This is a genomic window from Pseudomonas sp. W5-01 (assembly GCF_046540435.1).
GTDB lineage: Bacteria > Pseudomonadota > Gammaproteobacteria > Pseudomonadales > Pseudomonadaceae > Aquipseudomonas > Aquipseudomonas graminis_B.
In genome coordinates this window covers 17,456-42,362 of sequence record NZ_JAXCIP010000006.1, presented here as the reverse complement: position 1 = coordinate 42,362, position 24,907 = coordinate 17,456, and the positions used below count along the sequence as shown (strand labels likewise).

Genomic DNA, 24,907 nt, shown 5'->3' with positions numbered 1-24,907 from the left:
AGCCGGAAGTGGCCAGGTTGGAAATCAGTCTAGGACATGTCGCGGATAAGCAAGTACTCAGGCTTTGACCGGACATGTCCCCAGAAGGTCAGGCGACGACAGGCTTTTCGCTGAGCGTGTCGGCCAGGCGAACAAACGCCGCCAGGTCCAGCTGTTCTGGACGCAAGCTGCCATCGACGCCGGCTTCAGTGATTTCCTCGCTGGTCAGCAGGGCCTTCAACGTGTTGCGCAGGGTCTTGCGGCGCTGGTTGAACGCTTCGCGGACGACCCGCTCAAGGACGCGGTGATCCTTGGCCGGGTGCGGCAGGGTTTCGTGCGGCACAAGACGAACGATGGCCGAATCCACTTTCGGCGGCGGATTGAACGCGCCCGGGCCGACGTTGAACAGATGCTCCACGCGGCAGTGGTACTGAACCATGATCGACAGGCGACCCCAATCCCCGCCGCCAGGACCTGCCGCGAGACGCTCGACCACTTCTTTCTGCAGCATAAAATGCATGTCGCGGATCAGGTGGGCGTTCTGCAGCAGATGGAAAATCAGCGGCGTCGAGATGTTGTATGGCAGGTTGCCGACGACGCGCAGGCTGTTGGGTGCGGCATTCAGGCTGGTGAAGTCGAATTTCAGCGCGTCACCCTGATGCAGGCTGAAATTTGGCTTGCTGCCGAACTGATGCATGAGGATCGGCACGAGGTCTTTGTCGAGCTCGACGACGTCCAGTTGCGCGCCGCTGTTCAGCAGGCCTTGGGTCAGAGCGCCTTGCCCCGGGCCGATTTCCAGCATGCGGTCTTCAGCCTTGGCCCGGATGGAGCGCAGGATCTTGTCGATCACGCCAGCGTCATGCAGGAAGTTCTGGCCAAAACGCTTGCGCGCCTTGTGTTGGTATTGCTCGTTCATGAATGGGTCTCGGCCATCTGATAGGCGGTTTCCAGAGCGACCCTGAGGCTGCCGGTGTCAATCTTGCCGGTGCCCGCCAGATCCAGCGCCGTGCCGTGATCCACGGAGGTGCGAATGATCGGCAGGCCCAGCGTGATGTTGACGGCGGCGCCGAAGCCTTTGTACTTCAGCACGGGCAGGCCCTGGTCGTGGTACATCGCCAGCACTGCGTCGCAGTGCTCCAGATATTTGGGGGTAAAGAGCGTGTCGGCGGGCAGCGGGCCATATAGATCCAGGCCCTCGCTGCGCAGAAGCGCCAGAGTAGGTTCGATGATGTCGATTTCTTCGCGGCCCAGATGCCCGCTTTCGCCGGCATGGGGGTTGAGGCCACAGACCAGAATCCGCGGGTGGGCGATGCCGAACTTGTTGACCAGATCCGCGTGCAGGATGCGCGTCACACGCTCAAGCCGTTCAGCAGTGATCGCATCGGCAACGTCACGCAGGGGCAGGTGAGTGGTCACCAGCGCCACGCGCAGATCTCCGGTCGCCAGCATCATCACCACCTGTTCGGTGTGGGTCAGCTCGGCAAGGAATTCAGTGTGGCCGGAGAACGGGATGCCACTGTCGTTGATCACGCCCTTGTGCACCGGCGCTGTGATCATGCCCGCGAAGTGGCCATCGATGCAGCCCTGGCCTGCTCGGATCAGGGTTTCGAGCACGAAACCACCGTTGGCCTTGTCGAGCTGGCCGGCCACGACTGGCGCCTGAATCGGCGTGTCCCAGACATACAGACTGCCAGCGGGGGCGGGGGCATCAGGCCATGCGGCGGGTGTGACGGGGATCAGGCTGACAGCCACGCCCAGCTGGGCGGCCCGCTCGGTGAGCAGGTCGCAGCTGGTAATGGCAATCAGGGGATGGGGCTGGGACTGCGCGGCGAGGAGCAGGCAAAGGTCAGGGCCTATGCCGGCCGGCTCGCCGGGTGTCAGGGCGAAACGCTGTGGTTTCACTTGGCCGCCTGATCAGCTCCGGGGAGCTTGATCTCGACGTAGGCTTCATCACGGATCTGACGCAACCAGGTTTGCAGTTCTTCGTCGTACTTGCGGTTACGCAGCACGGTCATCGCCTGTTGCTCACGCGCCTGACTGGTACTGTCAGTCGAGCGACGGCCGAGGACTTCCAGAACGTGCCAGCCGAATTGGGTCTCGAACGGCTTGGACACGACACCCTGAGCGGTCTCGTCCATGACGTCGCGGAACTCCGGAACCAGCGAGCGCGGGTCAACCCAGTTCATGTCGCCGCCGTTAAGCGCCGAACCCGGGTCTTCGGAGAAGGCCTTCGCCAGTTCGCCGAAGTCTTCGCCATTCTGGATGCGGTCGTAGATACGTTGAGCCAGCAACTTGGTTTCAGCCGGGCTGCGGATTTCGCTTGGCTTGATCAGGATGTGACGAACGTGAACCTCGTCGCGCATCTGGGTCTGAGTCTCGCCGCCGCGTTTTTCCACCAGTTTGAGAATGATGAAGCCGCCCGGTGTACGCGCAGGAGGGGTAACCTCGCCCGGACGCATCGACGACAGCATGTCGCCGAACGGAGGCGGCAGCTGAGCGGCTTTACGCCAGCCCATGTCACCACCGTCCAGAGCACTTTCACTGGCCGAAGACGCGATCGCCATCTGCTCGAAGTTCGCGCCTTGTTGCAGCTTGCCGTAGAGGTCCTTGGCTTTGGCTGCAGCGGCCTGAATCTGATCCGACGTCGCGCTGTCCGGCGTCGGGATCAAGATGTTGGCCAGGTGGAACTCTTCGGAAAACTGAGCTTTGCCCAGATCGGAGGCCAGAAAGTTCTTCACTTCCTGCTCCGAGACCTGGATGCGTTCGGCAACCCGGCGCTGACGCACACGGCTGATGATCATTTCCCGGCGGATCTGCTCACGTGCGCTGGTATAGGACAGCCCGTCGTGGGTCAGTGCAGCCTTGAACTGGTCAACACTCATGTTGTTGCGTTGAGCGATGGTGGCAACTGCCTGGTTCAGCTCTTCATCGCTGATGCGAATGCCGGAGCGTTCGCCGATCTGGATCTGCAGGTTTTCCAGGATCAGACGATCCAGGACCTGAGACTCCAGTGCGCTGGCAGGCGGAACACCTTGCCCGCGCTTGGCGATGGTTTGCTGAACCTCACGGGTGCGCTGGTCGAGCTGGCTTTGCATGACCACGTCGTTGTCGACGATGGCAACTACCTTGTCGATGGTGCGCACTTCAGCGTGCGCAACAGTACCGATAAGCAGCGCGCCCAGCATCAGCGGGCGCAGACAATCAGAAAGCTTGGTCTTCACGTTCACGATAACCTTGGATGCCTTTGTCGAGGAAGCTTTCAACTTTTTGGCCAACGACGCCGCCAAGTCCCTTCAACACGATTTGTAGGAAGACGCCGCGGTCGCCTTTCTCGTTCTGCGGTATCTCTTGGGTGGACTCGTCATAGTCGACCCAGTACCGGTTGATCAGACGCAGCTTCCAGCAGCAGTTGTCATATTCAAAACCACCAAAGGCTTCGAGGGTACGGTCACGGTTGTAGTCGTACTGCCAGCGGGCGATTGCGCTCCACTGCGGAACCACAGGCCAGATGACCGAGAAGTCATGTTGCTGAATCTTGTAGTAGTCCTTGATGACCCTGCCATCCGGGTAGGTGTAATCACCCCCGCCTACGCTCCAGCGACCTGTAGTCTGGTCGTAACGGACCTGGTCGTTGCGATAGCGATACCCGGCGTTGATGACCTTGCCCGGCTCGTCTTCAGGCTGGTAGTGGAACATTGCGCTGCCGGAGCGTGTGCTGCGGCTGTCCGGGTCCCAGTTGAAGTCCGACGTGGCACGCCAGTCGCGGTTGAAGCGGTATTCGTATTCGAGCGCATACGGCGACACGTCGGACTGAGCATCTTTGCGGTCTTCGAAGGCAATACCTGGCAGTTGTACCTTGCGGTCGGCGAAGTACACCGCCTGACCGACACTGACGCGCTGACGTTCGAAGCCGTTGTCTTCGATCCAGCGGTTGGTCACGCCCAGCGACAGTTTGTTTTCGTCGCCAATGCGGTCGGAACCGACGAAGCGGTTGTCGCGAAACAGCGAGGCGTAGTTGAACGTGGTTTCGCCACTGTCGAAGATCGGAATGTCGCTCTGATCTTTCTCTGGAACGTAGAGGTAGTACGCACGAGGTTCCAGAGTCTGGCGGTAGTTTTTACCGAACCAGTTGGTGTTGCGATCAAAGTACAAGCCGCTGTCGACGCTGAAGATCGGCACCGCGCGGTCAACACCGCTGTCGAAGTTCTCACGAGTAGTCGAGTTCAGATTGGCAGCCGAATCCAGGTAGGCCTTGCCTTGCCCGTCCAGATCCAGATCGTACTTGGTGTAAACGTACTTCAGTTTCGGGGTCACAAAACCGTAGCTGGCAGTCAGCGGCAGGCTGATCGACGGCGCGAGGTTCAAGCGGTCGCCGTTCGCGCGAGCCAGACCCGTGACGTTCGTATCCAGTCGATTGCTGAAAATGCCGTCTTCGTCGCTGTACTGGCCAGTGCGCAGATCACGATCAAAGCGAACCAGCTCAGTCTCGTAATCGAACTTGAAGCCTTCAGGGCGATACGGCAGCGAGCCGTTCAGCGTGAGCTGAGGCAAGCGGCCATAAGGCGTGATCTGAGTCACGGTGGTCAGCTGATACTGCTGGGCATTCAACGTCGCGGTGTAGTTGTCACCACGGTAGTAGACCGCACCCTGCTGGTTCAGATAGTCGTGAGTGCTTACGCCTTCCTGACCGCTTTTCAGGTCCTTGAAGTAGTACGGATCACTCACCTTCGTGTAATCGATCTTGCTGGTCAGGCGCGAATCCAGACCACTGCGATCCTGCCAGTTGACCAACCAGCGGGTGTCCTTGTAATCCGACTGCAGCTTGCGATCGTCGTTGTCGTCGTTCAGGTAAGCCGCACCGAACTGACCTTCGCTGGTCTTGGTCAGGTAACGGAACTCGCCTTCCAGCAACATGCCACGCTTGGCCATGTAGGTCGGGTACAACGTGGCGTCATAGTTCGGCGCCAGGTTGAAATAGTACGGGGTGAGCAACGAGAAGCCGGTGTCGGTGCCGGTACCGATGGTCGGTGGCAGGAAGCCGGACTGGCGACGGTCGTCGATCGGGAAATAGATGTAAGGCGTGTACAGGATCGGAATGTCATGAACGCGCAGTGTGGCGTTGGTGGCAGTACCGAAACCGGTGGCCGGGTTCAGGGTGATGTTGTTGCCCTTCACGGTCCACGCGTTGCTGTTCGGTTCGCACGTGGTGTACGTGCCGTCCTTCAAGCGGATGATCGCGTTCTCGGCACGACGAGCGTACAGGGCGTTACCGCGAACGTTGTTTTTGTGCAGCACGTACTCGGCGTTGTCGACTTTGGCTTCGCCGGTGTCGAGCTGGACTTCAGCGTGATCGCCAACGATCAGGGCGCCGTTGTCGCGCAGACGGACATCGCCGTTCAGCTCGCCACGGTTCTCGGCCTGGTGAAGGCTGGCTTCGTCAGCCTCGACCTGCATGCTGCCCTGGCGCATGACGACGTCACCGGCCAGGGTCGCAACTTGCTCTTCCTGCTGATAACGCGAAGCCTTGGCGCCGATGAACGTCGGTGCGTCGCTCTTCGGCGTCTTGTCGTCCATGCCCGGACGGATCGGTTCGATGTAGGCGCCCGAGCAGTACGGACCGGTCTCAGCCAGTTGGGCTGCGGTCAGTTTCTCGCGCGGAACCCAGTCCAGGTGGCTGTAATCGGCGCTGCGCGATTTCAGGCCACGGCCCTTGGCCTCGGTGACCAGCATCGTTTTGGGCACGACTTCGCCGTCGGAAGTGGTGGTCGTCTGAGCGCCATCTGCCGTGCTGCTGTTGGACGAAACACTGTTGGCGTCGTGCACGGGGCGCGGAGGCAACTGGGCTGCGTTGGTTTTCGGAGAGCAATCCCATGCACCTGTTGCAGACACCGAGCAGTCATACTGTTCGGCGGCAACCACGTACGGGACGGCCAGGGGTTGCATCGCCAGCAAACTGCCGGTTACGAGCAACGGAAATTTTTTACGAAACGCGGGGGATTTCAATGCCATCTTATTAGTCCGGGCTTCCTGCGCGCCATCTGCCCGCGGGGGGGCCGCACGCCTCTCGATGGGCTGAAAAAGATGTCGGATAATAAAGCATGACCCGCTTGACGGCTAGCGCCGTCGGAGACCCTTGCAATGCCAGATCAAGATGTACGCCTGCAACACCTGAAAGTTTGGCTCGATGAGCAGCTCCCGCGTTTATTTGAGGCCCAGGGCTGGGGGCCAATACCCCCGGCCACGTTGACTGCCGCCAGTAGCGATGCCAGTTTCCGGCGCTACTTCCGCTGGGAGGGGGAGGGCCGCACTTTTATTGTCATGGACGCGCCGCCCCCCCAGGAAAACTGCAAACCCTTCGTGGATATCGCTCATTTATTGAGCGGGTCGGGCATTAATGTTCCGAAAATTTATGCCGAAGACCTGAGTCAGGGCTTCCTTTTGTTGAATGACCTGGGTCGTCAGACCTACCTGGATGTCATCGACGAGCGAAACGCCGATCAGCTGTTCATTGACGCAATCGACGCACTGCTCGCCTACCAGCAACTGCCGATGGACGCGCCGTTGCCGAGTTACGACGTGGCACTTCTGCGCCGCGAGCTGGAACTGTTCCCCGAGTGGTACGTGAAGCGTCATCTGGGCGTGGAGTTCGATCAGGCGCAGCAGGCCAGTTGGCAGGCCGTCAGCGATCTGCTGATCGAGAGCGCGCTGGCCCAGCCGAAGGTGCTGGTGCACCGCGATTACATGCCGCGCAACTTGATGCTCAGCGAACCGAACCCTGGCGTGCTGGATTTTCAGGACGCGGTGTACGGCCCGGTTACCTACGACATCACCTGCCTGTTCAAGGATGCATTCCTGAGCTGGCCGGAGGCGCGCGTAGCCGGCTGGCTTGAGCTGTATTGGAACAAGGCCGTCGCGGCGGGCATCCCGGTGCAGGACGAATTCGATGAATTCCGTCGTGCCAGTGATTTGATGGGCGTGCAGCGGCATTTGAAAGTGATCGGTATTTTCGCCCGGATCTGCCACCGTGACGGCAAACCACGCTACCTAGCCGATGTGCCGCGCTTCTTCTCCTATATAGAAGCGGTGTTGGCGCGACGCCCGGAGTTGGTTGAGTTGAGTAATCTGTTGACCAGCCTTGGCCATACAAAACCGACACAGGCAAAACCAGCATCTGTCGGGTAATGGGATGGACTGCCATTGAAGAGGGACTGCACGTGAAGATTGTCTTGATGAGGGCCGCATGAAAGCGATGATTCTGGCGGCGGGCAAAGGCGAGCGCCTGCGCCCGTTGACCCTGCACACGCCCAAACCGCTGGTGCGAGCCGGCGGCGTTCCACTGATTGAATACCACTTGCGCGCGATCAAAGCGGCCGGCGTTGAAGACGTTGTGATCAACCATGCGTGGTTGGGCCAGCAGATCGAAGATCATCTCGGCGACGGTCGCCTGTGGGGTTTGAATATCCGCTACTCCCCTGAGGGCGAGCCCCTTGAGACGGGCGGCGGGATCTTCCGTGCGCTGCCGCTGCTGGGCGACGAGCCTTTTATCCTCGTCAACGGTGACATCTGGGTCGACTTCGATTTCAGTTCGTTGACGAAACCGCTCAAGGGGCTTGCCCATCTGGTGCTGGTGGACAATCCGCCGCATCACCCCGCGGGCGATTTCGCGCTGGTCGACGGGCAGGTGCACGACGACGCAGCTCGGCCGCGCCTGACCTACAGCGGCATCGCGGTCCTGCACCCGCAACTCTTCGCGGGCTGCAGCGGGGGCGCATTCAAGCTGGCGCCCTTATTGCGTGACGCCATGGAGAAAAGCCTGGTGACCGGCGAACGTTTTGCCGGCCGCTGGGTGGATGTCGGTACCCATGAACGACTGGCCGAAGTCGAGCAGATGCTCGCGGTGAAGCCCTAGATGCTGTGGCCATTCACGGTGGTCGGCGGTGGCGTCGGGTATCTGATTGCCAGCATTCCCGGTGCCATGCTCGGTGCACTTCTGGGACAGGCGCTTGATCGGCGGCTGCATTTCCGGAGCTGGGCGGAGATGCGCGAGCGTGCCAGCGGCCGCAACGTACCGCGCGATGACGAGCTCATTTTCATTCTGCTGGGTCGTCTGGCGAAGAGCGAAGGTCGGGTGGTCGACGGGCATATACAGCAGGCGCGCGTTGAAATGCGCCGACTGGACCTCAGCGAGGCGGCGCAACGGCGGGCGATTCAGGCGTTCAATCGGGGCAAGGACGGGCGCGACAATTTGCGCGTCCACCTCACGCGCCTGAAAAGCCAGCCCCACGCGGCAGAAGGTTTGTTGCGCGCCTGTTGGCGCATGGCGTGGGCGGATGGCAGGGCGTCGCGCACCGAACGCGAGTTGATCGTGCTGTGGGGCAAATGGCTGGGCTGGGCTGCGGGCAAAGTCGAAGGGTTGTCATCGACCGAAGACGAACAACGCTCGAGGGGCGCTCCCGCCAGCAGTGGCGGCGAGTTTCAGGACGCGTTGCGTCTGTTGGGGGTGAAAGCGGATGCCGAACCTGCGCAGATCAAGCGCGCCTACCGTCGATTGCTGAGTCGTCACCACCCGGACAAGATCGCCGGCAGTGGCGCCAATCAACTACAGGTCCGTGATGCCACCGAGAAAACCCGCGAGCTGCATCATGCCTATGCAGTGATTCGCGATCGGCGCGGGTTCCGCTGACGCTTCCTTTTGAAGGCTGCCCCGCCCACGGGCAGCGTCGAAGGCGGTAATCGCTACTTTGCTGCGTCCCCTTCCAGCCAACCCCGGACGCGGCGAAACAGTTGATCCTGCTCCATCGCCGGATTCCCGGGAATCGCACTCAACGCCACTTGGGTAAATCGAGCGTTTTTAGTTCGTTTGCTAACGTCCAGTCGGTCTTGTGCCTGCTGACGTGGCACCGGACGATCCTTGTTGACGAAGTCTGCTGTCGGGACTTTCAGCGTCGGCAGCAGCTCCATCAGCCCTGGTGTTTCCTTGCCGGTGTCCACGGCCGTGACCATGACCAAGCGTTGAATAGCCGGCGAGGGGCGCTCGCTCATGTATCGCGCTGCCCAGTAAGCGCCGCTGCCATGGCCGAGGAGGACGATGCTGCGGGCCTTGTTCTGCTGGGCGAACGCCACGGCGCTGTCGATCCTGGCGAAGATTTTCTCGGCGTTGGCCTTGGCCACTTCCGCCTGGGCAGATGCCTGCTCGGCAGCCGCTGCAGCTTCCGCTTCGGCTGTGGCCGCAGGGTCGGGGGCTTTCACCGCAGCGTCTTTGGCTTTATCGCCGCCACTCGCCGCTGCCGGGGCATCCGCCGCACGGGCAAAAATACCGTCGTTGTGAGCGTCCGGTATGCTCAGACTGAGGCTGGACCACCCGACGTCCGGCAGCTTGCGACGCAGCGGTGCGACCGCAATCGGCCAATCCGCTGACTCATCGGCGCCCGGCACGATGATCACTGCGCCTTTGGGCTCATCGACGTTCGCCGGTTTCCACAACGCCAGAAAGGTCTCGTCGCCCGCCTGCAATTGCTGTTGCTCGACCTGCGGCACCTGACGCTCAAGCGCCAGGGTGTCTTCTTCGCTGCGCGACGGCAATGCGGCCCGCTCGACCGGCGCTTCAGCCGACTTGGCGTCTTTATCCGGCGCCGGGTCCGCGGCCATGACGAGCGGCGAGCAAGGTAGTATCAGCGTCAGGCACAGCGCAGGAAATAGTGCGCGGAGGGTGTAGGGCATCGAGTATTCCAAAGGCCGGAAACAATTCCGGCAGACTAATGGGTTGACGGCTGTTTGTCAGGCCAGGCAATCGCCGCGCTTCAGCGAGCGACAGGCACAGCGCATGATCGGCATGGAATTCAGAGAAATGGAGACGACAGTTTGAGAATCCGTGCGCTGTGCCTTCGGGTTATCGGCGATACCCGCGCGCTCTTGATCGGCCTGATGCTGATCGTGCTGCCGATGTCGCACCATGCCGTCGCCTCACCCACCCAGGCCGACCCCTTGAGCCGCGAGCAGCGGGAATGGCTGACCCAGCGCGGGCCATTGCGCGTCGGGCTCGTCCTGCAAACACCCTACGCCCAGCTCGATCGTCGCGCCCAGCAGTTATCCGGCGCCAACGTCGACCTCATCAATCTCATGGCAAAGACCCTCCGGGTGGAGCTGCTGTGGCGCAGCTATGCCGATCAGGCCGAGCTTGAAAAAGCCCTCGCCGATGGGCAGATCGACTTCGCCCCGGGCCTGACCCAGACGCCTGCCGGCTTGCGCCTGTGGCTGTATTCCGATCCGTACATGCGCGTGCCGCAACTGATCGTCGGCGAACGTGACGGCGCGGGCGCGGTGGATCTGGAAAAGCTCGACAGCCAGGTGCGCGTTGCCGTGCGCATGCCTAGCACCACGGCTGACTACCTGCGCAGCAATTACACTCACCTCAATCTGCAAGGCGTGCCGCTGGAACGTCAGGCTTTGCAGCTCTTGCTCAGTCAACAGGCGCGATACGCCGTCATCGATGAGGCGCAGCTCAGCCGTTTGTCCCGCGAGGCCGAGTTTGCCGGGCTTGCCGTGGTCGGTGACATCGGCTTTCCGCAGTTGCTGCGCGTGGCCTCCCGAAGGGACACGCCGCAGCTCGCCGAAATCATCAGCCAGGCATTGAGCGCCATTCCGGCCCGGGATCTCGAGCAGTTGCACACACAGTGGCTGCAGCCCAAATACCCGCAGATCAGTGAATCGCCGGGGCTGTGGAAGAACATCGCGCTGCTGCTGTTGGTCCTGCTCCTGGCCAGCGCGGCGATTGTTTACTGGCAGCGCAAACAACAGCAGCAACTGGAGAAGCAGCTGCTCACTGCGCGGGATGACATTGCCAAGCGACTGGCAGGGGAGGAGGCATTGCGGCTGGCGCAGTTCTCCATCGATCAGAGCACCGTCGGCATTCTCTGGGTCAACTGGGACAGCCATGTGCGCTACGCCAATCAGGCCGCCGAAACCATGCTGGGTTATGCGCCGGGTGGGGTGGTGGACCGGCCGCTGATTGATTTCGAGCCGGGGCTGAACATCGATCGCTGGCTCAATCTGTGGAAAACCGCTCGCTCCAGCGAGGAAGGGCCGCAGAACTATGAAAGCAATTGCGTGCGCGCCGATGGCAGCATCCTGCCTGCCGATGTGTCGCTGAGCTTTCTGCGCTTTCGCGATTCCGAGTATCTGGTGGTGTTCATCACCGATGTGACCGAACGGCGCCGTTCCCTGGCCGCGCTGCAAGAAAGTGAAGCGCGCTTGCAGGTGCTGGCCGAGCAGTTGCGCGAGCTGTCGGCGCACCTTGAAACCGTGCGCGAAGAAGAAAAGGCGCGCATCGCCAGGGAGGTTCACGACGAGCTGGGTCAGATGCTGACCGTGCTCAAGCTCGAAACGTCCATGTGTGAACTGGCCTACGCTGATCTCGACCCTGGCCTGCGGGATCGCTTGAACAGCATGAAGCGCCTGATTGCTCAGTTGTTCCAGTTGGTGAGGGACGTGGCGACCGCGCTGCGACCACCGATTCTCGATGCAGGCATTGCCTCGGCCATTGAGTGGCAGGCCCGACGCTTTGAAGCGCGCACCCAGATCCCCTGCCTGGTGCAGGTGCCGGACAATCTGCCGAGCCTTCCGGATGCAACGGCCATCGGGCTGTTCCGCATCCTTCAGGAGTCGCTGACCAACGTCATGCGCCACGCCGAAGCGCACACGGTCGAGCTGAGCCTGACGCTGAGCGACAGCGTGCTGTGCCTGCGCATCGCCGATGACGGCAAGGGCTTCGATCTGGGCGCCGAGCGTCCGGCCTCGTTCGGACTGGTGGGCATGCGCGAGCGGGTTCTGATCATGGGCGGGCAATTGCATCTGGACACCTTGCCCGGAGAAGGCACAACCTTGCGCATCCACATTCCGCTGGACCCGGTCGCTGAGGAGCACGTGCATTGATTCGCGTATTGGTTGCCGAAGATCACACGATTGTCCGAGAGGGCATCAAACAGCTGATCGGCCTGGCAAAGGATCTGCAAGTGGTCGGGGAGGCCGGCAATGGCGAGCAGTTGCTGGAGGCGTTGCGTCACATCCCGTGCGAAGTCGTGCTGCTGGATATCTCCATGCCAGGGGTCAACGGCCTGGAGGCGATCCCGCGAATCCGCGCGCTGAGCAATCCCCCTGCGATTCTGGTGCTGTCGATGCACGATGAGGCGCAAATGGCCGCGCGGGCCCTGAAGGTCGGCGCCGCCGGGTACGCCACCAAAGACAGCGACCCCGCGTTGCTGCTGACAGCGATCCGGCGAGTGGCCGCAGGCGGGCGCTATATCGACCCGGACCTGGCTGATCGCATGGTGTTTGAAGTCGGGCTCACGGACAGCCGGCCGTTGCACTCATTGTTGTCCGAACGCGAGTTTTCAGTGTTCGAACGCCTGGCCCAGGGCGCCAACGTCAACGACATCGCCCAGCAACTGGCGCTGAGCAGCAAGACCATCAGTACCCACAAGGCGCGCCTGATGCAAAAGCTGAAAATCAACTCGCTGGCCGAGCTGGTGAAGTATGCGATGGAGCACAAGCTGGTCTGAGATCACCGGTCTGAAAACGACCTGTCAGAAGACCTTTATTAACGCCCTCGTGGCCAGGTGCGCTCCGGCAAAATGACCGCAATCCCTTGTAGGAGCGAGCTTGCTCGCGAAGACGCTATTTCAAGCGCCGAATTACTTTCAGGCAGCGTACCTATCCCCGCCATCCCTGTAGGGCAATCCCTACCCGAAACCTTCCACCCCACCTAGGCCATTCTCTCTCACGCCCCGATTTGCGCGGCCTTCAGCCTCATCTAGGCTTGATCCCTACGGTGGATCAAACAAAGGTGTGGGCAATGAGCAACGTCGATTCAAGCGCTGGGGCGAGTGATGTTCTGGTCAGCTTTCGCGGTGTGCAAAAGAGCTACGACGGCGAAGCCCTGATCGTCAAAGACCTCAACCTGGATATTTGCAAAGGCGAATTCCTCACCCTGCTCGGGCCGTCCGGTTCCGGCAAAACCACCAGCCTGATGATGCTCGCCGGCTTCGAGACACCGACTGCTGGCGAGATCCTGCTGGCCGGCCGTTCGATCAACAACGTGCCGCCGCACAAGCGCGACATCGGCATGGTGTTCCAGAATTACGCGCTGTTCCCGCACATGACCGTCGCTGAAAACCTGGCGTTTCCGCTGTCGGTGCGCGGCATGAGCAAGACCGACATGGCCGAAAAGGTCAAACGCGCCCTCGACATGGTGCAGCTCGGCACCTTCGCCCATCGTTACCCCGCGCAGCTGTCGGGTGGTCAGCAGCAACGTGTCGCGCTGGCCCGGGCGTTGGTCTTCGAACCGCAGCTGGTGCTGATGGACGAACCCCTCGGGGCACTCGACAAACAGCTGCGCGAACACATGCAGATGGAAATCAAGCACCTGCACCAGCGTCTGGGCGTGACCGTCGTTTACGTCACCCACGACCAGGGCGAAGCGCTGACGATGTCGGACCGCGTCGCGGTGTTCCATCAGGGCGAAATCCAGCAGATTGCTCCACCGCGCACCCTCTACGAAGAGCCGAAAAACACCTTCGTCGCCAACTTCATCGGCGAGAACAACCGCATCAGCGGCACCTTGCTCAGCCAGAGCGGCGACCGCTGTGTGGTGGGCCTGGCGCGCGGCGAGAAAGTCGAAGCGCTGGCGATCAATGTCGGTGCCACCGGGAACCCGGTCACGCTTTCCATTCGTCCCGAGCGCGTGAACCTCAACGGCCGCAGCGAGAGTTGCGTCAACCGCTTCTCCGGCCGCGTTGCCGAATTCATCTACCTGGGCGACCACGTGCGGGTGCGTCTGGAAGTGGCCGGGAAAACCGATTTCTTCGTCAAGCAGCCCATCGCCGAGCTTGATCCGGCGTTGAGCGTTGGCGATGTCGTGCCCATTGGATGGCAGGTCGAGCACGCCCGAGCGCTGGACCCGTTGCTGGATGCACATTGATACACCTGCGGTACGCGTCAACCGAAGAACCCAGAGGCGAGCCAATCGCCCCCATCGCTTAACCAACATTGTTCGTGGAGAGAAAAACTGATGCTCAAGACATTGAAGCTCACCGCCTTATCGGTCGGCATGATGTGCGCCGCGCAAGCCATGGCAGCGGACCTGACGGTCATTTCCTTCGGTGGCGCGAACAAGGCGGCCCAGGAAAAGGCCTTCTACGCGCCGTGGGAAAAGGCCGGCAACGGCAAGATCATCGCGGGCGAGTACAACGGTGAGATGGCCAAGGTCAAAGCCATGGTCGACACCAAGAGCGTGACCTGGGATCTGGTGGAAGTGGAATCGCCCGAGCTGTCCCGCGGCTGTGACGAAGACATGTTCGAGTCGCTGGCCTCGGTTGATCTCGGCAACAAGGACAGCTACGTCAAGGGCGCAATCTCTGAGTGCGGCGTGGGCTTTTTCGTCTGGTCCACCGTGCTGGCCTACAACGCCGACAAGCTGAAATCCGCGCCGACCGGCTGGGCTGATTTCTGGGACACCGAGAAATTCCCGGGCAAACGCGGCCTGCGCAAGGGCGCCAAATACACGCTGGAATTCGCGCTCATGGCTGACGGCGTTGCGCCGAAAGACGTCTACAAGGTGCTAGGGACCAAGGAAGGCCAGGATCGCGCCTTCAAGATGCTCGACAAGCTCAAGCCAAGCATTCAGTGGTGGGAAGCAGGCGCACAGCCGCCTCAGTATCTGCAGTCGGGCGACGTCGTGATGAGCTCGGCCTACAACGGTCGCATCGCTGCCGTGCAGAAAGAGAGCAACCTGAAAGTGGTCTGGACCGGCGGCGTGTATGACTTCGACGCATGGGCCATTCCGAAGGGCGCGAAAAACGCTGAAGAAGCGAAGAAGTTCATCGCTTACTCCCTCAAGCCAGAGCAGCAAAAAACCTATTCCGAAAACATCGCTTACGGCCCGGCCAACACCGGCGCGGTCCCGTTGCTGAGCGCTGAAACCCTGAAAAATATGCCGACCACCCCTGAGAACATCAAGGATCAGGTGCAGATCGACGTGAAATTCTGGGCCGACTTCGGTGAGTCGCTGGAACAGCGCTTCAACTCTTGGGCCGCCAAATAAGCGCACTGCCCAGTAAGCACTTGGTTGTGAGTTAGATCCGGGTGCGTCGTCTGAACTGTCTGAAAGCAGAGCAGGGGACGCGCTCTTTGTTGAGAGATTTCGGAGTTCACTATGGCCACCGCCGTGCCCCTGACTGAAGGCGCCAGCCCGACCCTGAAGCAACGCCTGGCCCGTGCCGAGCGCGTCAATCGCTGGAAGGCTCAGGCGTTGATCGCGCCATTGGTGATCTTCCTGCTGCTGGTGTTTCTCGTGCCGATTGCGGCGCTGCTCTACAAAAGCGTCAGCAACCCGGAAGTGGTGGGTGGCATGCCGCTCACTGTGGTGGAAGTGGCGAAATGGGACGGTAAGGGGCTGCCGCCTGAAGCGGTGTACAAAGCCGCGAGCCAGGACCTGTCCGAAGCACGCAAGAATCAGACACTGGGCGATCTGTCCAAACGCTTGAACCAGGAGTTGGCGGGCTACCGCAGCCTGTTGGCGAAAACGGCTCGCGCAATGCCATTCAAGGAAGAGCCGGCTTCTTATAAAGAGGCCCTGGAAGCCATCGATGAACGCTGGGGCGATCCCGCGTATTGGCAGGCGATCCGTCGCAACACCTCAAGTTTCACCCCCTATTACCTGCTGGCCGCTGTCGACCACCGCATCGATGACCTCGGTGAACTGGCTCCGGCCACACCCGATCAGGCGATTTACATCGACATCTTTGCCCGCACCTTCTGGATGGGCCTAGTGATCACCGTGATCTGTCTGCTGCTGGCCTATCCGCTGGCGTACCTGTTGGCCAACCTGCCCGCACGCCAGAGCAACCTGTTGATGATTCTGGTCCTGCTGCCGTTCTGGACGTCGATCCTGGTGCGCGTCGCCGCCTGGATCGTGTTGCTGCAATCGAGCGGCCTGATCAATGGCGCGCTGATGGCCATGGGCATCATCGATAAACCGCTGGAACTGGTGTTCAACCGGGTCGGTGTTTACATCTCGATGGTGCACATCATGCTGCCGTTCATGATCCTGCCTATCTACAGCGTGATGAAAGGCATCTCGCCGACCTACATGCGCGCGGCGATCTCCCTGGGCTGCAACCCGTTCGCCAGTTTCTGGCGCGTGTACTTCCCGCAGACCTACGCCGGTGTGGGCGCGGGCTGTCTGTTGGTGTTCATCCTTGCCATCGGCTACTACATCACCCCGGCGCTGCTCGGCAGCCCGAACGATCAGATGGTCAGTTATTTCGTGGCGTTCTACACCAATACCAGCATCAACTGGGGCATGGCGACGGCGCTGGGCGGGTTGCTGCTGCTGGCGACCGTTGTGCTGTACCTGATCTACAACTGGCTGGTCGGCGCCAGCCGCCTGCGTCTGAGCTGAGGAGAACGACCATGTTGAGCCCTTATTCCTCGCCGATCGAGCGGGTCTGGCATTACACGCTGCGCACGTTATGCGGGTTGATTTTGTTGTTTCTGGTGCTGCCGGTGCTGGTGATCGTGCCGCTGTCGTTCAACTCCGGGAGTTTTCTGGTCTACCCGCTGCAGGGCTTTTCGCTGCACTGGTATCAGGACTTTTTTGGCTCGGCCGAGTGGATGCGCGCGCTGAAAAACAGCCTGATTGTCGCTCCGGCTGCCACGGTGCTGGCGATGGGTTTCGGGACGTTGGCGGCCATCGGGCTGACGCGCAGTAACTTCCCTGGCAAGGCGCTGGTGATGGCGCTGGTGATTTCGCCGATGGTGGTCCCGGTGGTGATTGTCGGGGTGGCGAGTTACCTGTTTTTTGCCCCGCTGGGTCTGGGCAATAGCTATATCTCGCTGATCCTGGTGCACGCCGTATTGGGTGTGCCGTTTGTGATCATCACCGTGTCTGCCACGTTGCAGGGCTTCAATTACAACCTGGTGCGCGCAGCGGCCAGCCTGGGTGCTTCGCCGACGACGGCGTTTCGGCGTGTGACCCTGCCGCTGATTGCGCCGGGGGTGATCTCCGGGGCTCTGTTTGCTTTCGCGACCTCGTTCGATGAAGTGGTCGTCACGCTGTTTCTCGCCGGCCCAGGCCAGGCGACCTTGCCCCGGCAGATGTTCAGCGGCATCCGTGAAAACCTCAGCCCGACCATCGCCGCCGCGGCAACCCTGCTCATCGGATTCTCCGTGGTGCTCCTGCTGGTGCTCGAATGGCTGCGCGGCCGGAGCGAGAAACTGCGCACGGCGGTGGAGTGATCGAAGCCCACCGGATGAACTGGCTGAAACGAGAATGGTAGGACCGGCTTTAGCCGGGAAGGCGTCAGGTGGCACACCGCAAAATTGATAGCGCACACAAGGGCTCTTCCCGCACCACAATACTGACGCCCCGCACGATCCGGTCTATGTTTGACTCAGCGCATGCCAATCCTGCCTTGTAAAAGAGCCACGGCTCCAACAGCAACATAAAGGACGAGCCCGATGAGTGTTTCTGCTTTCAAGATCGCCAACAAACTGATCACCGGCCCCGCCGCGATTGAGCAGTTGTCCGCCGAGCTGACCCGGCTCAACGTCCAAAACCCGCTCATCGTCACCGACGCGATACTGGTTAAGTCCGGAACGGTCGACCTCGCACTGGCGCAATTGGGCGGCCGTCGGTATGGCCTGTTTGATCAGGTCAAACCCGAGCCCGAAATCTCTATCGTCGAGGACTGCACCCGGGCCTACCGAGAGGGCGGTCACGATGGCCTGATCGGCGTGGGCGGCGGCAGTGCCATCGACATCGCCAAAGGCGTCGCGGCGTTCGCGAGTCACGAAGGGCCTCTGGCCGAGTTGTTCGGCGTTGATCTGGTTAAGCGCAAAGGCCCCCCGCTGATTGCCATCCCGACCACCGCAGGCACCGGTTCGGAAGTCACCAACGTGGCGATCTTTTCAGACAAGCAGGCACAGCTGAAAAAAGGCATCGTCAGCGATTACCTGTTACCCGACGTTGCGCTGGTCAGCCCATTGATGACCCTGACCTGTCCGCGCAGCGTCACGGCTGCCAGTGGGGTGGACGCCCTGGTTCATGCCATCGAAGCCTACCTTTCAGTCAATGCCTCGCCGATCACCGACGCCATCGCGTTGGGCGCCATCAAACTGATCGTCAAGGCGTTGCCCAAGGCCTACGCCAATCCTTCAAGCCTGCAAGCGCGAGAAGACATGGCCACCGCCAGCCTCATGGCCGGCATGGCGTTCGGCAATGCCGGGGTTGGCGCAGTGCATGCGTTGGCGTATCCATTGGGAGGGCGGTTCAACATCGCTCATGGCGTGAGCAACGCGCTGTTGCTGCCTTATGTGATGGAGTGGAACAAGCTGGCCTGCGTCGAACGGATGCGCGACATCGCCGATGCGATGGGCGTCCGCGTCGCGCACTTGAGCGACAGGGACGCCGCAGACCTGGCAGTCAAAGCAATGGCCGACTTGTGCGCCGCGGTGGAAATCCCGTCCGGGCTGCGCAGCTTCAACGTGCCCGAAGACGCCATTCCCGCGATGGCCGAGGAGGCCAGCAGGATCGAACGCCTGATGCGCAACAATCCACGGAAGCTGACCGCCGCCGACATCGAGAAAATCTATCGCGCGGCGTATTGATCAGGCTGGTCAGGCCATGAACCTCTCTTGCCCCTAGGGATGAGTTTCAGTGATTCTCGCTGAGCCGTATGGGTCAGCCACACCCCTAGCGTAAAACCCGGCCGTCACCCATGAAGGTGACTACGCACCCGCCCCACTGGCGCATTTGCACCACTCAGCGTTTGCTGTTGCCCTGACTGGCGAACAGGTTTCGCTCCCTCGCCCAGACGATGGCTTCCGCCCGGCTGTGCACGTCGAGCTTTGAATACACCGTCGCGACGTGGTTACGAATGGTGTTGAGCGCCAGGTTCAATCGCGCCGCGATTTCCTTGTCCGCCAGCCCTTCACAGATCAGCCCCAGTACATCCCGCTCGCGAGCGGTGAGGTCGGTGAACGAGGCGCTGGGCAGATGCCGGGTATTGACGCGCTTGGCATTGGCCAGCTTTTCGATCAGCGTCTGACTGAACCACGAGGCGTCCTGCATCACCGTCTCAATGGCCTCGACCAGCTCAAGCTCGGATCGCTTGCGCTCGGTGATGTCCATCAGCACGAAGAGGTAGCAGGCATTGTCTTGAATCGTCACGGTGTCAGCGGCCAGCACGCAATCCATCGACTCGCTGCCTTTCTTGCGGACCTTCAGATCGAGCCCGTCGACGCGACCGTTGGTTTCCAGAACGTTGAACAGCCCGTCCATCACAGCGCCATCTTCGATGAAGCCCAGCTCGGCGACTGTCCGGCCGATCAGCTCCTGGGGTGTGTAGCCCAAGGTGCTGAAGAAAGCCTCGTTGGCTTCGACGATCTGTTGCCGATCCGCCGTGCACACCAGCGTGGGCACCGGTGTCAGCCTGAATGCCTTGGCAAACCGCTCTTCGCTCTGGCGCAGTGCGGTTTCGGCTTTGCGTCTGGGCTCAAGGTCAGTGAACGAGAACAGCATGCAATCTTCTTCGTTCATGTCCAGTGGCTGCCCGGCGACGATGACCAGTTTGGTACCGCCCTCCGGCAGCTTCAGCTCGGCCTGCATCTGCGGGATGGTCGCGCCCTGATTCAGTCGCTCGATGGCGAGGTCCTTGCGCTCGGCGTTTTCCAGCACGTCCACCTCGTAGACCGAGCGGCCAATGACGTCCTCCCGCGAGTGCCCGGTCATTTCCAGAAAGCCCTGATTGACCTTGATGAAGCGCAGGTCGCTCAGGCGGCAGATGACGGCGGGAGCGGGATTGGCATTGAAGGTCTTCTCGAAACGCTGCTCGGCGCCGGCCCACTCCGTTGCGTCAGCGAGGATCAGCACCAGCGATTCGGGCGTGCCGGTGCTGTCTTCGAGCACCATGCTGCGGACGCGATGGACCCAGCTGCGCTCCTCTTCTTCACCGATCTTGCTGACCTCGATGAGCACGTCGCTGAACACCTCGCCTGCCGCCACGCGGCTGATCGGATATTGGTCAACGTCCAGCGGATGATTGTTGCGATAACGCAGGGAAAACTTTTCGCGATAGGCCTCGCCGTTGGCGCCCAGATCGCTGATCTCTTCGACGCCGTGCATCAGCAGCGCCGCTTCGTTGGCCCAGATGATGGTCTGATCGACCTCCACCAGCATCACCCCATCCGACAGACCCGAGATGATCTGCTGCAACTGGCGGCGGTTGGTTTCTCTGGCGAGGATGGCCTCTGACATGCTTGCTCTCCTGACGTCTCAATGCGGTCGGGCTTCGGTCAGCCGGGCGCTCCACGCTATCCGACCGGCTGGCAAAAGCTTAGTGCTGCAGCTTAGTGCAGCCGTGTCGGCGAGGGTCGGTGCGAATGCACCAGATGAAGCGGTGCAAATGCGCCATCACAGCCCTTCGCGCGCTGATCAAACTGATGCCACGTCGCATGAGACGCGGCGAGTCAGCCCTCGCAGGCTCGCCCTTATCAACGCAGGTGGTGCATTTGCACTGACACCTCGATTGCACGCTTGATCTGCATCCCCTGCACCAGAGGAAATTTTCATGGCTTCGACCTACGCAACATCTGCCGCATTGGGCAACGCTTCGCCATTCCGTGTGTCGTGGGGATCGGTGTTTGCCGGTGCGGCAATCACGTTGGTGACCTACCTGGTGCTGAGCGTGCTTGGCACGGCGATCGGCGCGGGCGCGCTGGATCCGATGGCCCAGGGCAACCCGCTGAGCGGCTTCGGCAGGGGCGCCGGCGCCTGGTTGTTCATCAGTACCCTGGTGGCCATTGCCGCCGGTGCCTGGGTGTCGGGGCGCACCGCGCCGGACCGCGGCGGTCTGCATGGTTTGCTCAGCTGGACGGTCAGCACGTTGCTGACCACCTGGCTCATCGCGTCGCTGGCGGGATCGCTGGTCGGCACTGCCGGCAACATCGCAGGCAAGGGCCTTTCCCTGGCGGCCGATGGCGTGGCCGCTGCCGCACCGGGTGTGGGTCAGAGCATCAAGCAACAGCTGGATAAGAACGGCATCAGCCTGGATTGGGACAGCCTGAAATCACAGCTGGACACCACCCTGAAGCAGTCCGGCAAGCCAGAGCTGGATCCCTCGAAGCTGGATCAGAAAGCTGACGTGGCGGGCGCCGATGCCAGGCAAACGGCAGAGCAGGCCTCCACCGATCCAACCCAGGCCGGCGATCAGTTGAAGCAATGGTTTGATCGCGTCCAGAAAGCGGGCGAACCGGCCTTGAATGCCGCCGACAAAGACGCGCTGGTCAACATTGTGGCGGCCCGCACCGGTAAGAGCAAAGCTGAGGCGCAGCAGATCGTCGACAACTATGCCCAGGCCTATCAGCAAGCAGCTGCGAAAGTCGCAGAGCTGAAGGCGCAGGCTGAGCAACAAGCCCGTGAAGCGGCGGATGTCGCGGCCAAACAGGTCTCCAAAGCGGCGTGGGGCACGTTCTTCATGCTGATCATCGGTGCTGCGTTGAGCTTTGGTCTGGCTCGGTACGCCCTGAGCTCACGTCCTCGTCTGCTGCTCGAGACCGTTTAAGGGGGCAGCAATCGGCTGGCGTTGCCGATTCTCAACCGCTGAACCAAGCCAAGGCCCGGTGCGCAATTCTGTGGCACCGGGCGTTGTGCCTTTAACGGCGCCGTTCACGCCACCGGAATCGAGCCTCTCGACCAACACGCTTGCGACCCAACGCACGTTTCAAACTCTTGGAGTACAATGCGCGCCACCGTGATTTCGCTCATAAAAGGTGCGTCATGCAGCCCTTCGCTATTGCTCCTTCCATTCTGTCCGCCGATTTCGCCCGCCTGGGAGAGGAAGTCGACAACGTCCTGGCCGCTGGCGCCGACATCGTCCACTTCGACGTCATGGACAACCACTACGTCCCCAACCTGACGATCGGACCGATGGTCTGCGCGGCGTTGCGCAAATACGGCATCACCGCGCCTATCGACGTTCACCTGATGGTCAGCCCGGTGGATCGCATCATCGGCGACTTCATCGAAGCCGGCGCCACTTACATCACCTTCCACCCGGAAGCGACCCAGCACATCGACCGCTCCCTGCAACTGATCCGCGAAGGCGGCTGCAAGGCAGGTCTGGTGTTCAACCCGGCGACCCCGCTGAACCTGCTCGAATACGTCATGGACAAGGTCGACATGATCCTGCTCATGAGCGTCAACCCAGGCTTCGGTGGCCAGAAATTCATCCCCGGCACGCTCAACAAGCTGCGCGAGGCTCGTGCGCTGATCGATGCGTCCGGTCGCGACATCCGTCTGGAGATCGACGGCGGCGTCAACGTCAACAACATCCGTGAGATCGCCGCAGCCGGTGCTGACACCTTCGTCGCGGGCTCGGCCATTTTCAATGCGCCTGATTACCGCGAAGTCATTGCGAAGATGCACGCAGAACTGGCGTTGGCCCGTTGACCAGCGGCTTCGAACAGCTGTTTCCGGGACGTCTGCCCAGGCTGATCATGTTCGACCTCGACGGCACACTGATCGACTCGGTGCCGGATCTGGCCGCAGCGGTGGACAAGACCCTGATCCAGCTCGGCCGGCCGCCGGCGGGCATCGAACGGGTACGTGACTGGATCGGCAACGGCGTACGCGTGCTGGTTCGCCGCGCCTTGGCGAACGGCATGGATCACACCGCCGTGGACGAAGAGTCCACCGAGGCTGCGCTGGCGATTTTCATGGAGGCCTACAGCGGCAGCCATGCCCTGACCAAGGTCTACCCCGGCGTGCGCGAAACCCTGAAATGGCTGCAGAAGATGGGCGTCGAGATGGCGCTGATCACCAACAAGCCGGAACGCTTCGTTGCCCCCTTGCTGGATGACCTCAAGCTCGGGCGATTCTTTCGCTGGATCGTCGGCGGCGACACGCTGCCGCAGCAGAAGCCCGACCCGGCCGCGCTGTTTTTTGTCATGAAAATGGCCGGTATACCGGGGTCTCAGTCGCTGTTCGTGGGTGACTCGCGCAACGACGTGCTGGCGGCCAAAGCGGCGGGTGTCGCCTGTGTGGCATTGAGTTACGGCTACAACCACGGCCGTCCTATCGCAGAAGAGTCACCGGCGCTGGTGATCGATGATTTGCGCATGCTGATTCCGGGCAGTTCTGCCGGTTGCTTAGCGCAGGGCGCTGAGATAACGTTGCCCGACATCAAGTCTCCCTCCTTTAGAGAATCCATCGTGGTGGTCACTCGCAAACTCTGGATGAAAGTCATCAAGGCCCTGGCCCGCTGGCGTTGGCGCGCCTGACTTGAACCTGGCCGGAGCCCCGGCGCGTTTGCATCCCTGACCGTTTTACCTCAGACCACGAGGCTGATATGACCCGCGAAGAATTCTTGCGTTTGGCCGCTGAAGGCTACAACCGCATTCCCCTTGCCTACGAAACCCTGGCTGACTTCGACACGCCGCTGTCGATCTATCTGAAGCTTGCTGACGAGCCCAATTCCTACCTGCTTGAGTCGGTGCAGGGCGGGGAGAAGTGGGGGCGTTACTCGATCATCGGACTGCCGTGCCGCACGGTCATGCGTGTGCATGACCACACCGTCAGCGTGACCCACGACGGTGTCGAGATCGAGCGCCTGGAAGCTGAAGACCCGCTGGACTTCGTCGAGAGCTTCAAGGCCCGCTACAACGTCCCGACCATCGCCGGTCTGCCACGCTTCAACGGCGGTCTGGTGGGGTATTTCGGTTATGACTGCGTGCGTTATGTAGAGCCGCGTCTGGGCGCATGCCCGAATCCTGATCCACTGGGCGTGCCGGATATTCTGTTGATGGTGTCGGATGCCGTCGTGGTGTTCGATAACCTGGCCGGCAAGATGCACGCGATCGTGCTGGTCGATCCGGCTCAGCCTGAAGCCTATGAAGATGGCCTGGCGCGACTCGAAGCGTTGATGGAGAAACTGCGTCAGCCGATCACGCCCCGCCGTGGTCTGGACCTGACCCGTCCGCAGGCGGCGGACCCGGTGTTCCGTTCAAGCTTCACCCAGTCGGATTATGAAAAAGCCGTCGACACGATCAAGGAATACATCCTCGCGGGCGACTGCATGCAGGTCGTGCCGTCGCAGCGCATGTCCATCGACTTCAAGGCCGCACCGATCGACCTGTACCGCGCGTTGCGGTGTTTCAATCCGACGCCTTATATGTACTTCTTCAACTTCGGCGACTTCCACGTCGTCGGCAGTTCGCCGGAAGTGCTGGTACGGGTCGAAGATAACTTGATCACCGTACGCCCGATTGCCGGGACGCGTCCTCGCGGCGCCACCGAGGAAGAAGACTACGCGCTGGAAGTCGATTTGCTGTCTGACGACAAAGAGATCGCCGAGCACCTGATGCTCATCGATCTGGGACGCAACGACACCGGGCGGGTTTCGGAGGTCGGTTCGGTGAAGCTCACCGAGAAGATGGTCATCGAGCGTTATTCAAACGTCATGCACATCGTGTCGAACGTCACCGGTCAACTGAAGAGTGGTCTGACGGCGATGGATGCGCTGCGGGCCATCCTGCCGGCGGGCACTTTGTCGGGCGCGCCGAAGATTCGTGCGATGGAAATCATCGACGAACTGGAGCCGGTCAAGCGCGGTGTGTACGGCGGCGCAGTGGGCTACTTTGCCTGGAACGGCAACATGGACACCGCGATCGCTATTCGTACCGCGGTGATCAAGAACGGCGAGCTGCACGTGCAGGCTGGTGGCGGCATTGTCGCGGATTCTGTGCCGGCGCTGGAGTGGGAAGAAACCCTCAACAAGCGCCGCGCGATGTTCCGCGCCGTGGCGCTGGCGCAGCAGACGCCAGAGGCTTGAAGATTTAGACGTCCCTGTGGGAGCGCCACCCCGGTCGCTCCCAC

20 protein-coding genes are annotated in these 24,907 nt (G+C 61.3%); 14 read left to right on the top strand and 6 right to left on the bottom strand.

The window, feature by feature from the left end:
* Positions 1-88: 88 nt before the first annotated feature.
* From rsmA to SLW75_RS19430, 4 genes are read right to left on the bottom strand one after another with little or no spacing between them, the layout of a single operon-like run.
* Positions 89-895 carry a 16S rRNA (adenine(1518)-N(6)/adenine(1519)-N(6))-dimethyltransferase RsmA gene (rsmA, locus tag SLW75_RS19445; RefSeq protein WP_065991336.1) on the bottom strand — a complete coding sequence of 269 codons (807 nt, stop codon included), beginning with the start codon at positions 893-895 and terminating at the stop codon, positions 89-91.
* Positions 892-1,881, bottom strand: coding sequence for a 4-hydroxythreonine-4-phosphate dehydrogenase PdxA (gene pdxA / locus SLW75_RS19440; protein ID WP_410929885.1), 990 nt, complete (start codon positions 1,879-1,881; stop codon positions 892-894). Before pdxA ends, rsmA begins: the two co-directional genes overlap by 4 nt.
* The gene (locus SLW75_RS19435; RefSeq protein WP_410935206.1) at positions 1,878-3,200 is read right to left on the bottom strand and encodes a peptidylprolyl isomerase; all 1,323 of its coding nucleotides are present in this window, start codon (positions 3,198-3,200) and stop codon (positions 1,878-1,880) included. The genes pdxA and SLW75_RS19435 overlap by 4 nt, the downstream gene beginning before the upstream one ends.
* Positions 3,181-5,988: an LPS-assembly protein LptD gene (locus tag SLW75_RS19430; protein ID WP_410935205.1), complete on the bottom strand. Its 2,808-nt coding sequence runs from the start codon at positions 5,986-5,988 to the stop codon at positions 3,181-3,183. Before SLW75_RS19430 ends, SLW75_RS19435 begins: the two co-directional genes overlap by 20 nt.
* A gap of 129 nt (positions 5,989-6,117) precedes the next feature.
* Here SLW75_RS19430 and SLW75_RS19425 point away from each other — a divergent pair, with 129 nt between their 5' ends.
* The 3 genes from SLW75_RS19425 to SLW75_RS19415 are packed head-to-tail and all read left to right on the top strand — an operon-like array spanning position 6,118 to position 8,662.
* Positions 6,118-7,161 carry an aminoglycoside phosphotransferase family protein gene (locus tag SLW75_RS19425; protein WP_065991339.1) on the top strand — a complete coding sequence of 348 codons (1,044 nt, stop codon included), beginning with the start codon at positions 6,118-6,120 and terminating at the stop codon, positions 7,159-7,161.
* Between the two features lie 58 nt (positions 7,162-7,219).
* Positions 7,220-7,888: an N-acetylmuramate alpha-1-phosphate uridylyltransferase MurU gene (murU, locus tag SLW75_RS19420; RefSeq protein WP_410935204.1), complete on the top strand. Its 669-nt coding sequence runs from the start codon at positions 7,220-7,222 to the stop codon at positions 7,886-7,888.
* Positions 7,889-8,662 carry a DnaJ domain-containing protein gene (locus tag SLW75_RS19415; protein WP_410935203.1) on the top strand — a complete coding sequence of 258 codons (774 nt, stop codon included), beginning with the start codon at positions 7,889-7,891 and terminating at the stop codon, positions 8,660-8,662. It abuts the gene before it with no gap.
* Positions 8,663-8,715: 53 nt separating this feature from the next.
* Here SLW75_RS19415 and SLW75_RS19410 read toward each other — a convergent pair whose 3' ends face one another.
* Entirely contained in the window at positions 8,716-9,699 is a 984-nt protein-coding gene (locus SLW75_RS19410; RefSeq protein WP_410935202.1) for an alpha/beta hydrolase family protein, read from the bottom strand.
* A 222-nt stretch (positions 9,700-9,921) separates the two neighbouring features.
* On the opposite strand from SLW75_RS19410, the gene SLW75_RS19405 reads away from it, so the two are divergent.
* The 7 genes from SLW75_RS19405 (at position 9,922) to SLW75_RS19375 (ending at position 18,642) form a co-directional block, all read left to right on the top strand.
* The gene (locus tag SLW75_RS19405; RefSeq protein ID WP_410935356.1) at positions 9,922-11,910 is read left to right on the top strand and encodes a histidine kinase; all 1,989 of its coding nucleotides are present in this window, start codon (positions 9,922-9,924) and stop codon (positions 11,908-11,910) included.
* A complete protein-coding gene (locus tag SLW75_RS19400) occupies positions 11,907-12,536 on the top strand; it encodes a response regulator transcription factor (protein ID WP_065991344.1) in 630 nt (209 codons plus the stop codon). The genes SLW75_RS19405 and SLW75_RS19400 overlap by 4 nt, the downstream gene beginning before the upstream one ends.
* A gap of 293 nt (positions 12,537-12,829) precedes the next feature.
* The gene (locus SLW75_RS19395) at positions 12,830-13,954 is read left to right on the top strand and encodes an ABC transporter ATP-binding protein (RefSeq protein WP_410935201.1); all 1,125 of its coding nucleotides are present in this window, start codon (positions 12,830-12,832) and stop codon (positions 13,952-13,954) included.
* A gap of 90 nt (positions 13,955-14,044) precedes the next feature.
* Complete coding sequence (locus SLW75_RS19390) at positions 14,045-15,076, top strand: polyamine ABC transporter substrate-binding protein (protein WP_237251511.1); 1,032 nt, start codon at positions 14,045-14,047, stop codon at positions 15,074-15,076.
* A gap of 111 nt (positions 15,077-15,187) precedes the next feature.
* Positions 15,188-16,435 carry an ABC transporter permease gene (locus SLW75_RS19385; protein WP_369319144.1) on the top strand — a complete coding sequence of 416 codons (1,248 nt, stop codon included), beginning with the start codon at positions 15,188-15,190 and terminating at the stop codon, positions 16,433-16,435.
* 11 nt (positions 16,436-16,446) lie between these two features.
* Entirely contained in the window at positions 16,447-17,271 is an 825-nt protein-coding gene (locus SLW75_RS19380) for an ABC transporter permease (protein ID WP_065991348.1), read from the top strand.
* A 222-nt stretch (positions 17,272-17,493) separates the two neighbouring features.
* Positions 17,494-18,642 (top strand): iron-containing alcohol dehydrogenase, encoded by a 1,149-nt coding sequence (locus tag SLW75_RS19375; RefSeq protein ID WP_410935200.1) that lies wholly within the window; start codon positions 17,494-17,496, stop codon positions 18,640-18,642.
* 154 nt (positions 18,643-18,796) lie between these two features.
* Here the strand turns inward: SLW75_RS19375 and SLW75_RS19370 are convergent, their stop codons facing one another.
* On the bottom strand, positions 18,797-20,290 hold the full coding sequence (locus SLW75_RS19370; RefSeq protein ID WP_410935199.1) for a helix-turn-helix transcriptional regulator: 1,494 nt from the start codon (positions 20,288-20,290) through the stop codon (positions 18,797-18,799).
* A 313-nt stretch (positions 20,291-20,603) separates the two neighbouring features.
* Here SLW75_RS19370 and SLW75_RS19365 point away from each other — a divergent pair, with 313 nt between their 5' ends.
* From SLW75_RS19365 to trpE, 4 genes are all read left to right on the top strand, one after another.
* Entirely contained in the window at positions 20,604-21,596 is a 993-nt protein-coding gene (locus SLW75_RS19365) for a hypothetical protein (RefSeq protein WP_410935198.1), read from the top strand.
* Between the two features lie 215 nt (positions 21,597-21,811).
* Positions 21,812-22,483, top strand: a complete 672-nt coding sequence (gene rpe, locus SLW75_RS19360; RefSeq protein WP_192134865.1) for a ribulose-phosphate 3-epimerase — start codon at positions 21,812-21,814, stop codon at positions 22,481-22,483.
* Between the two features lie 47 nt (positions 22,484-22,530).
* A complete protein-coding gene (locus SLW75_RS19355) occupies positions 22,531-23,313 on the top strand; it encodes a phosphoglycolate phosphatase (protein ID WP_065991385.1) in 783 nt (260 codons plus the stop codon).
* Between the two features lie 68 nt (positions 23,314-23,381).
* Positions 23,382-24,863 (top strand): anthranilate synthase component I, encoded by a 1,482-nt coding sequence (gene trpE, locus SLW75_RS19350; protein ID WP_410935197.1) that lies wholly within the window; start codon positions 23,382-23,384, stop codon positions 24,861-24,863.
* The last annotated feature ends 44 nt before the right edge of the window (positions 24,864-24,907 follow it).

What these genes read in the sequence shown, in the direction of transcription:
- rsmA (WP_065991336.1), bottom strand. Translation starts at nt 895, where the DNA reads ATGAACGAGCAATACCAACACAAGGCGCGCAAGCGTTTTGGCCAGAAC.
- SLW75_RS19430 (WP_410935205.1), bottom strand. Translation starts at nt 5,988, where the DNA reads ATGGCATTGAAATCCCCCGCGTTTCGTAAAAAATTTCCGTTGCTCGTA.
- SLW75_RS19425 (WP_065991339.1), top strand. Translation starts at nt 6,118, where the DNA reads ATGCCAGATCAAGATGTACGCCTGCAACACCTGAAAGTTTGGCTCGAT.
- murU (WP_410935204.1), top strand. Translation starts at nt 7,220, where the DNA reads ATGAAAGCGATGATTCTGGCGGCGGGCAAAGGCGAGCGCCTGCGCCCG.
- SLW75_RS19415 (WP_410935203.1), top strand. Translation starts at nt 7,889, where the DNA reads ATGCTGTGGCCATTCACGGTGGTCGGCGGTGGCGTCGGGTATCTGATT.
- SLW75_RS19410 (WP_410935202.1), bottom strand. Translation starts at nt 9,699, where the DNA reads ATGCCCTACACCCTCCGCGCACTATTTCCTGCGCTGTGCCTGACGCTG.
- SLW75_RS19405 (WP_410935356.1), top strand. Translation starts at nt 9,922, where the DNA reads ATGTCGCACCATGCCGTCGCCTCACCCACCCAGGCCGACCCCTTGAGC.
- SLW75_RS19395 (WP_410935201.1), top strand. Translation starts at nt 12,830, where the DNA reads ATGAGCAACGTCGATTCAAGCGCTGGGGCGAGTGATGTTCTGGTCAGC.
- SLW75_RS19390 (WP_237251511.1), top strand. Translation starts at nt 14,045, where the DNA reads ATGCTCAAGACATTGAAGCTCACCGCCTTATCGGTCGGCATGATGTGC.
- SLW75_RS19385 (WP_369319144.1), top strand. Translation starts at nt 15,188, where the DNA reads ATGGCCACCGCCGTGCCCCTGACTGAAGGCGCCAGCCCGACCCTGAAG.
- SLW75_RS19380 (WP_065991348.1), top strand. Translation starts at nt 16,447, where the DNA reads ATGTTGAGCCCTTATTCCTCGCCGATCGAGCGGGTCTGGCATTACACG.
- SLW75_RS19375 (WP_410935200.1), top strand. Translation starts at nt 17,494, where the DNA reads ATGAGTGTTTCTGCTTTCAAGATCGCCAACAAACTGATCACCGGCCCC.
- SLW75_RS19370 (WP_410935199.1), bottom strand. Translation starts at nt 20,290, where the DNA reads ATGTCAGAGGCCATCCTCGCCAGAGAAACCAACCGCCGCCAGTTGCAG.
- SLW75_RS19365 (WP_410935198.1), top strand. Translation starts at nt 20,604, where the DNA reads ATGGCTTCGACCTACGCAACATCTGCCGCATTGGGCAACGCTTCGCCA.
- rpe (WP_192134865.1), top strand. Translation starts at nt 21,812, where the DNA reads ATGCAGCCCTTCGCTATTGCTCCTTCCATTCTGTCCGCCGATTTCGCC.
- SLW75_RS19355 (WP_065991385.1), top strand. Translation starts at nt 22,531, where the DNA reads ATGTTCGACCTCGACGGCACACTGATCGACTCGGTGCCGGATCTGGCC.
- trpE (WP_410935197.1), top strand. Translation starts at nt 23,382, where the DNA reads ATGACCCGCGAAGAATTCTTGCGTTTGGCCGCTGAAGGCTACAACCGC.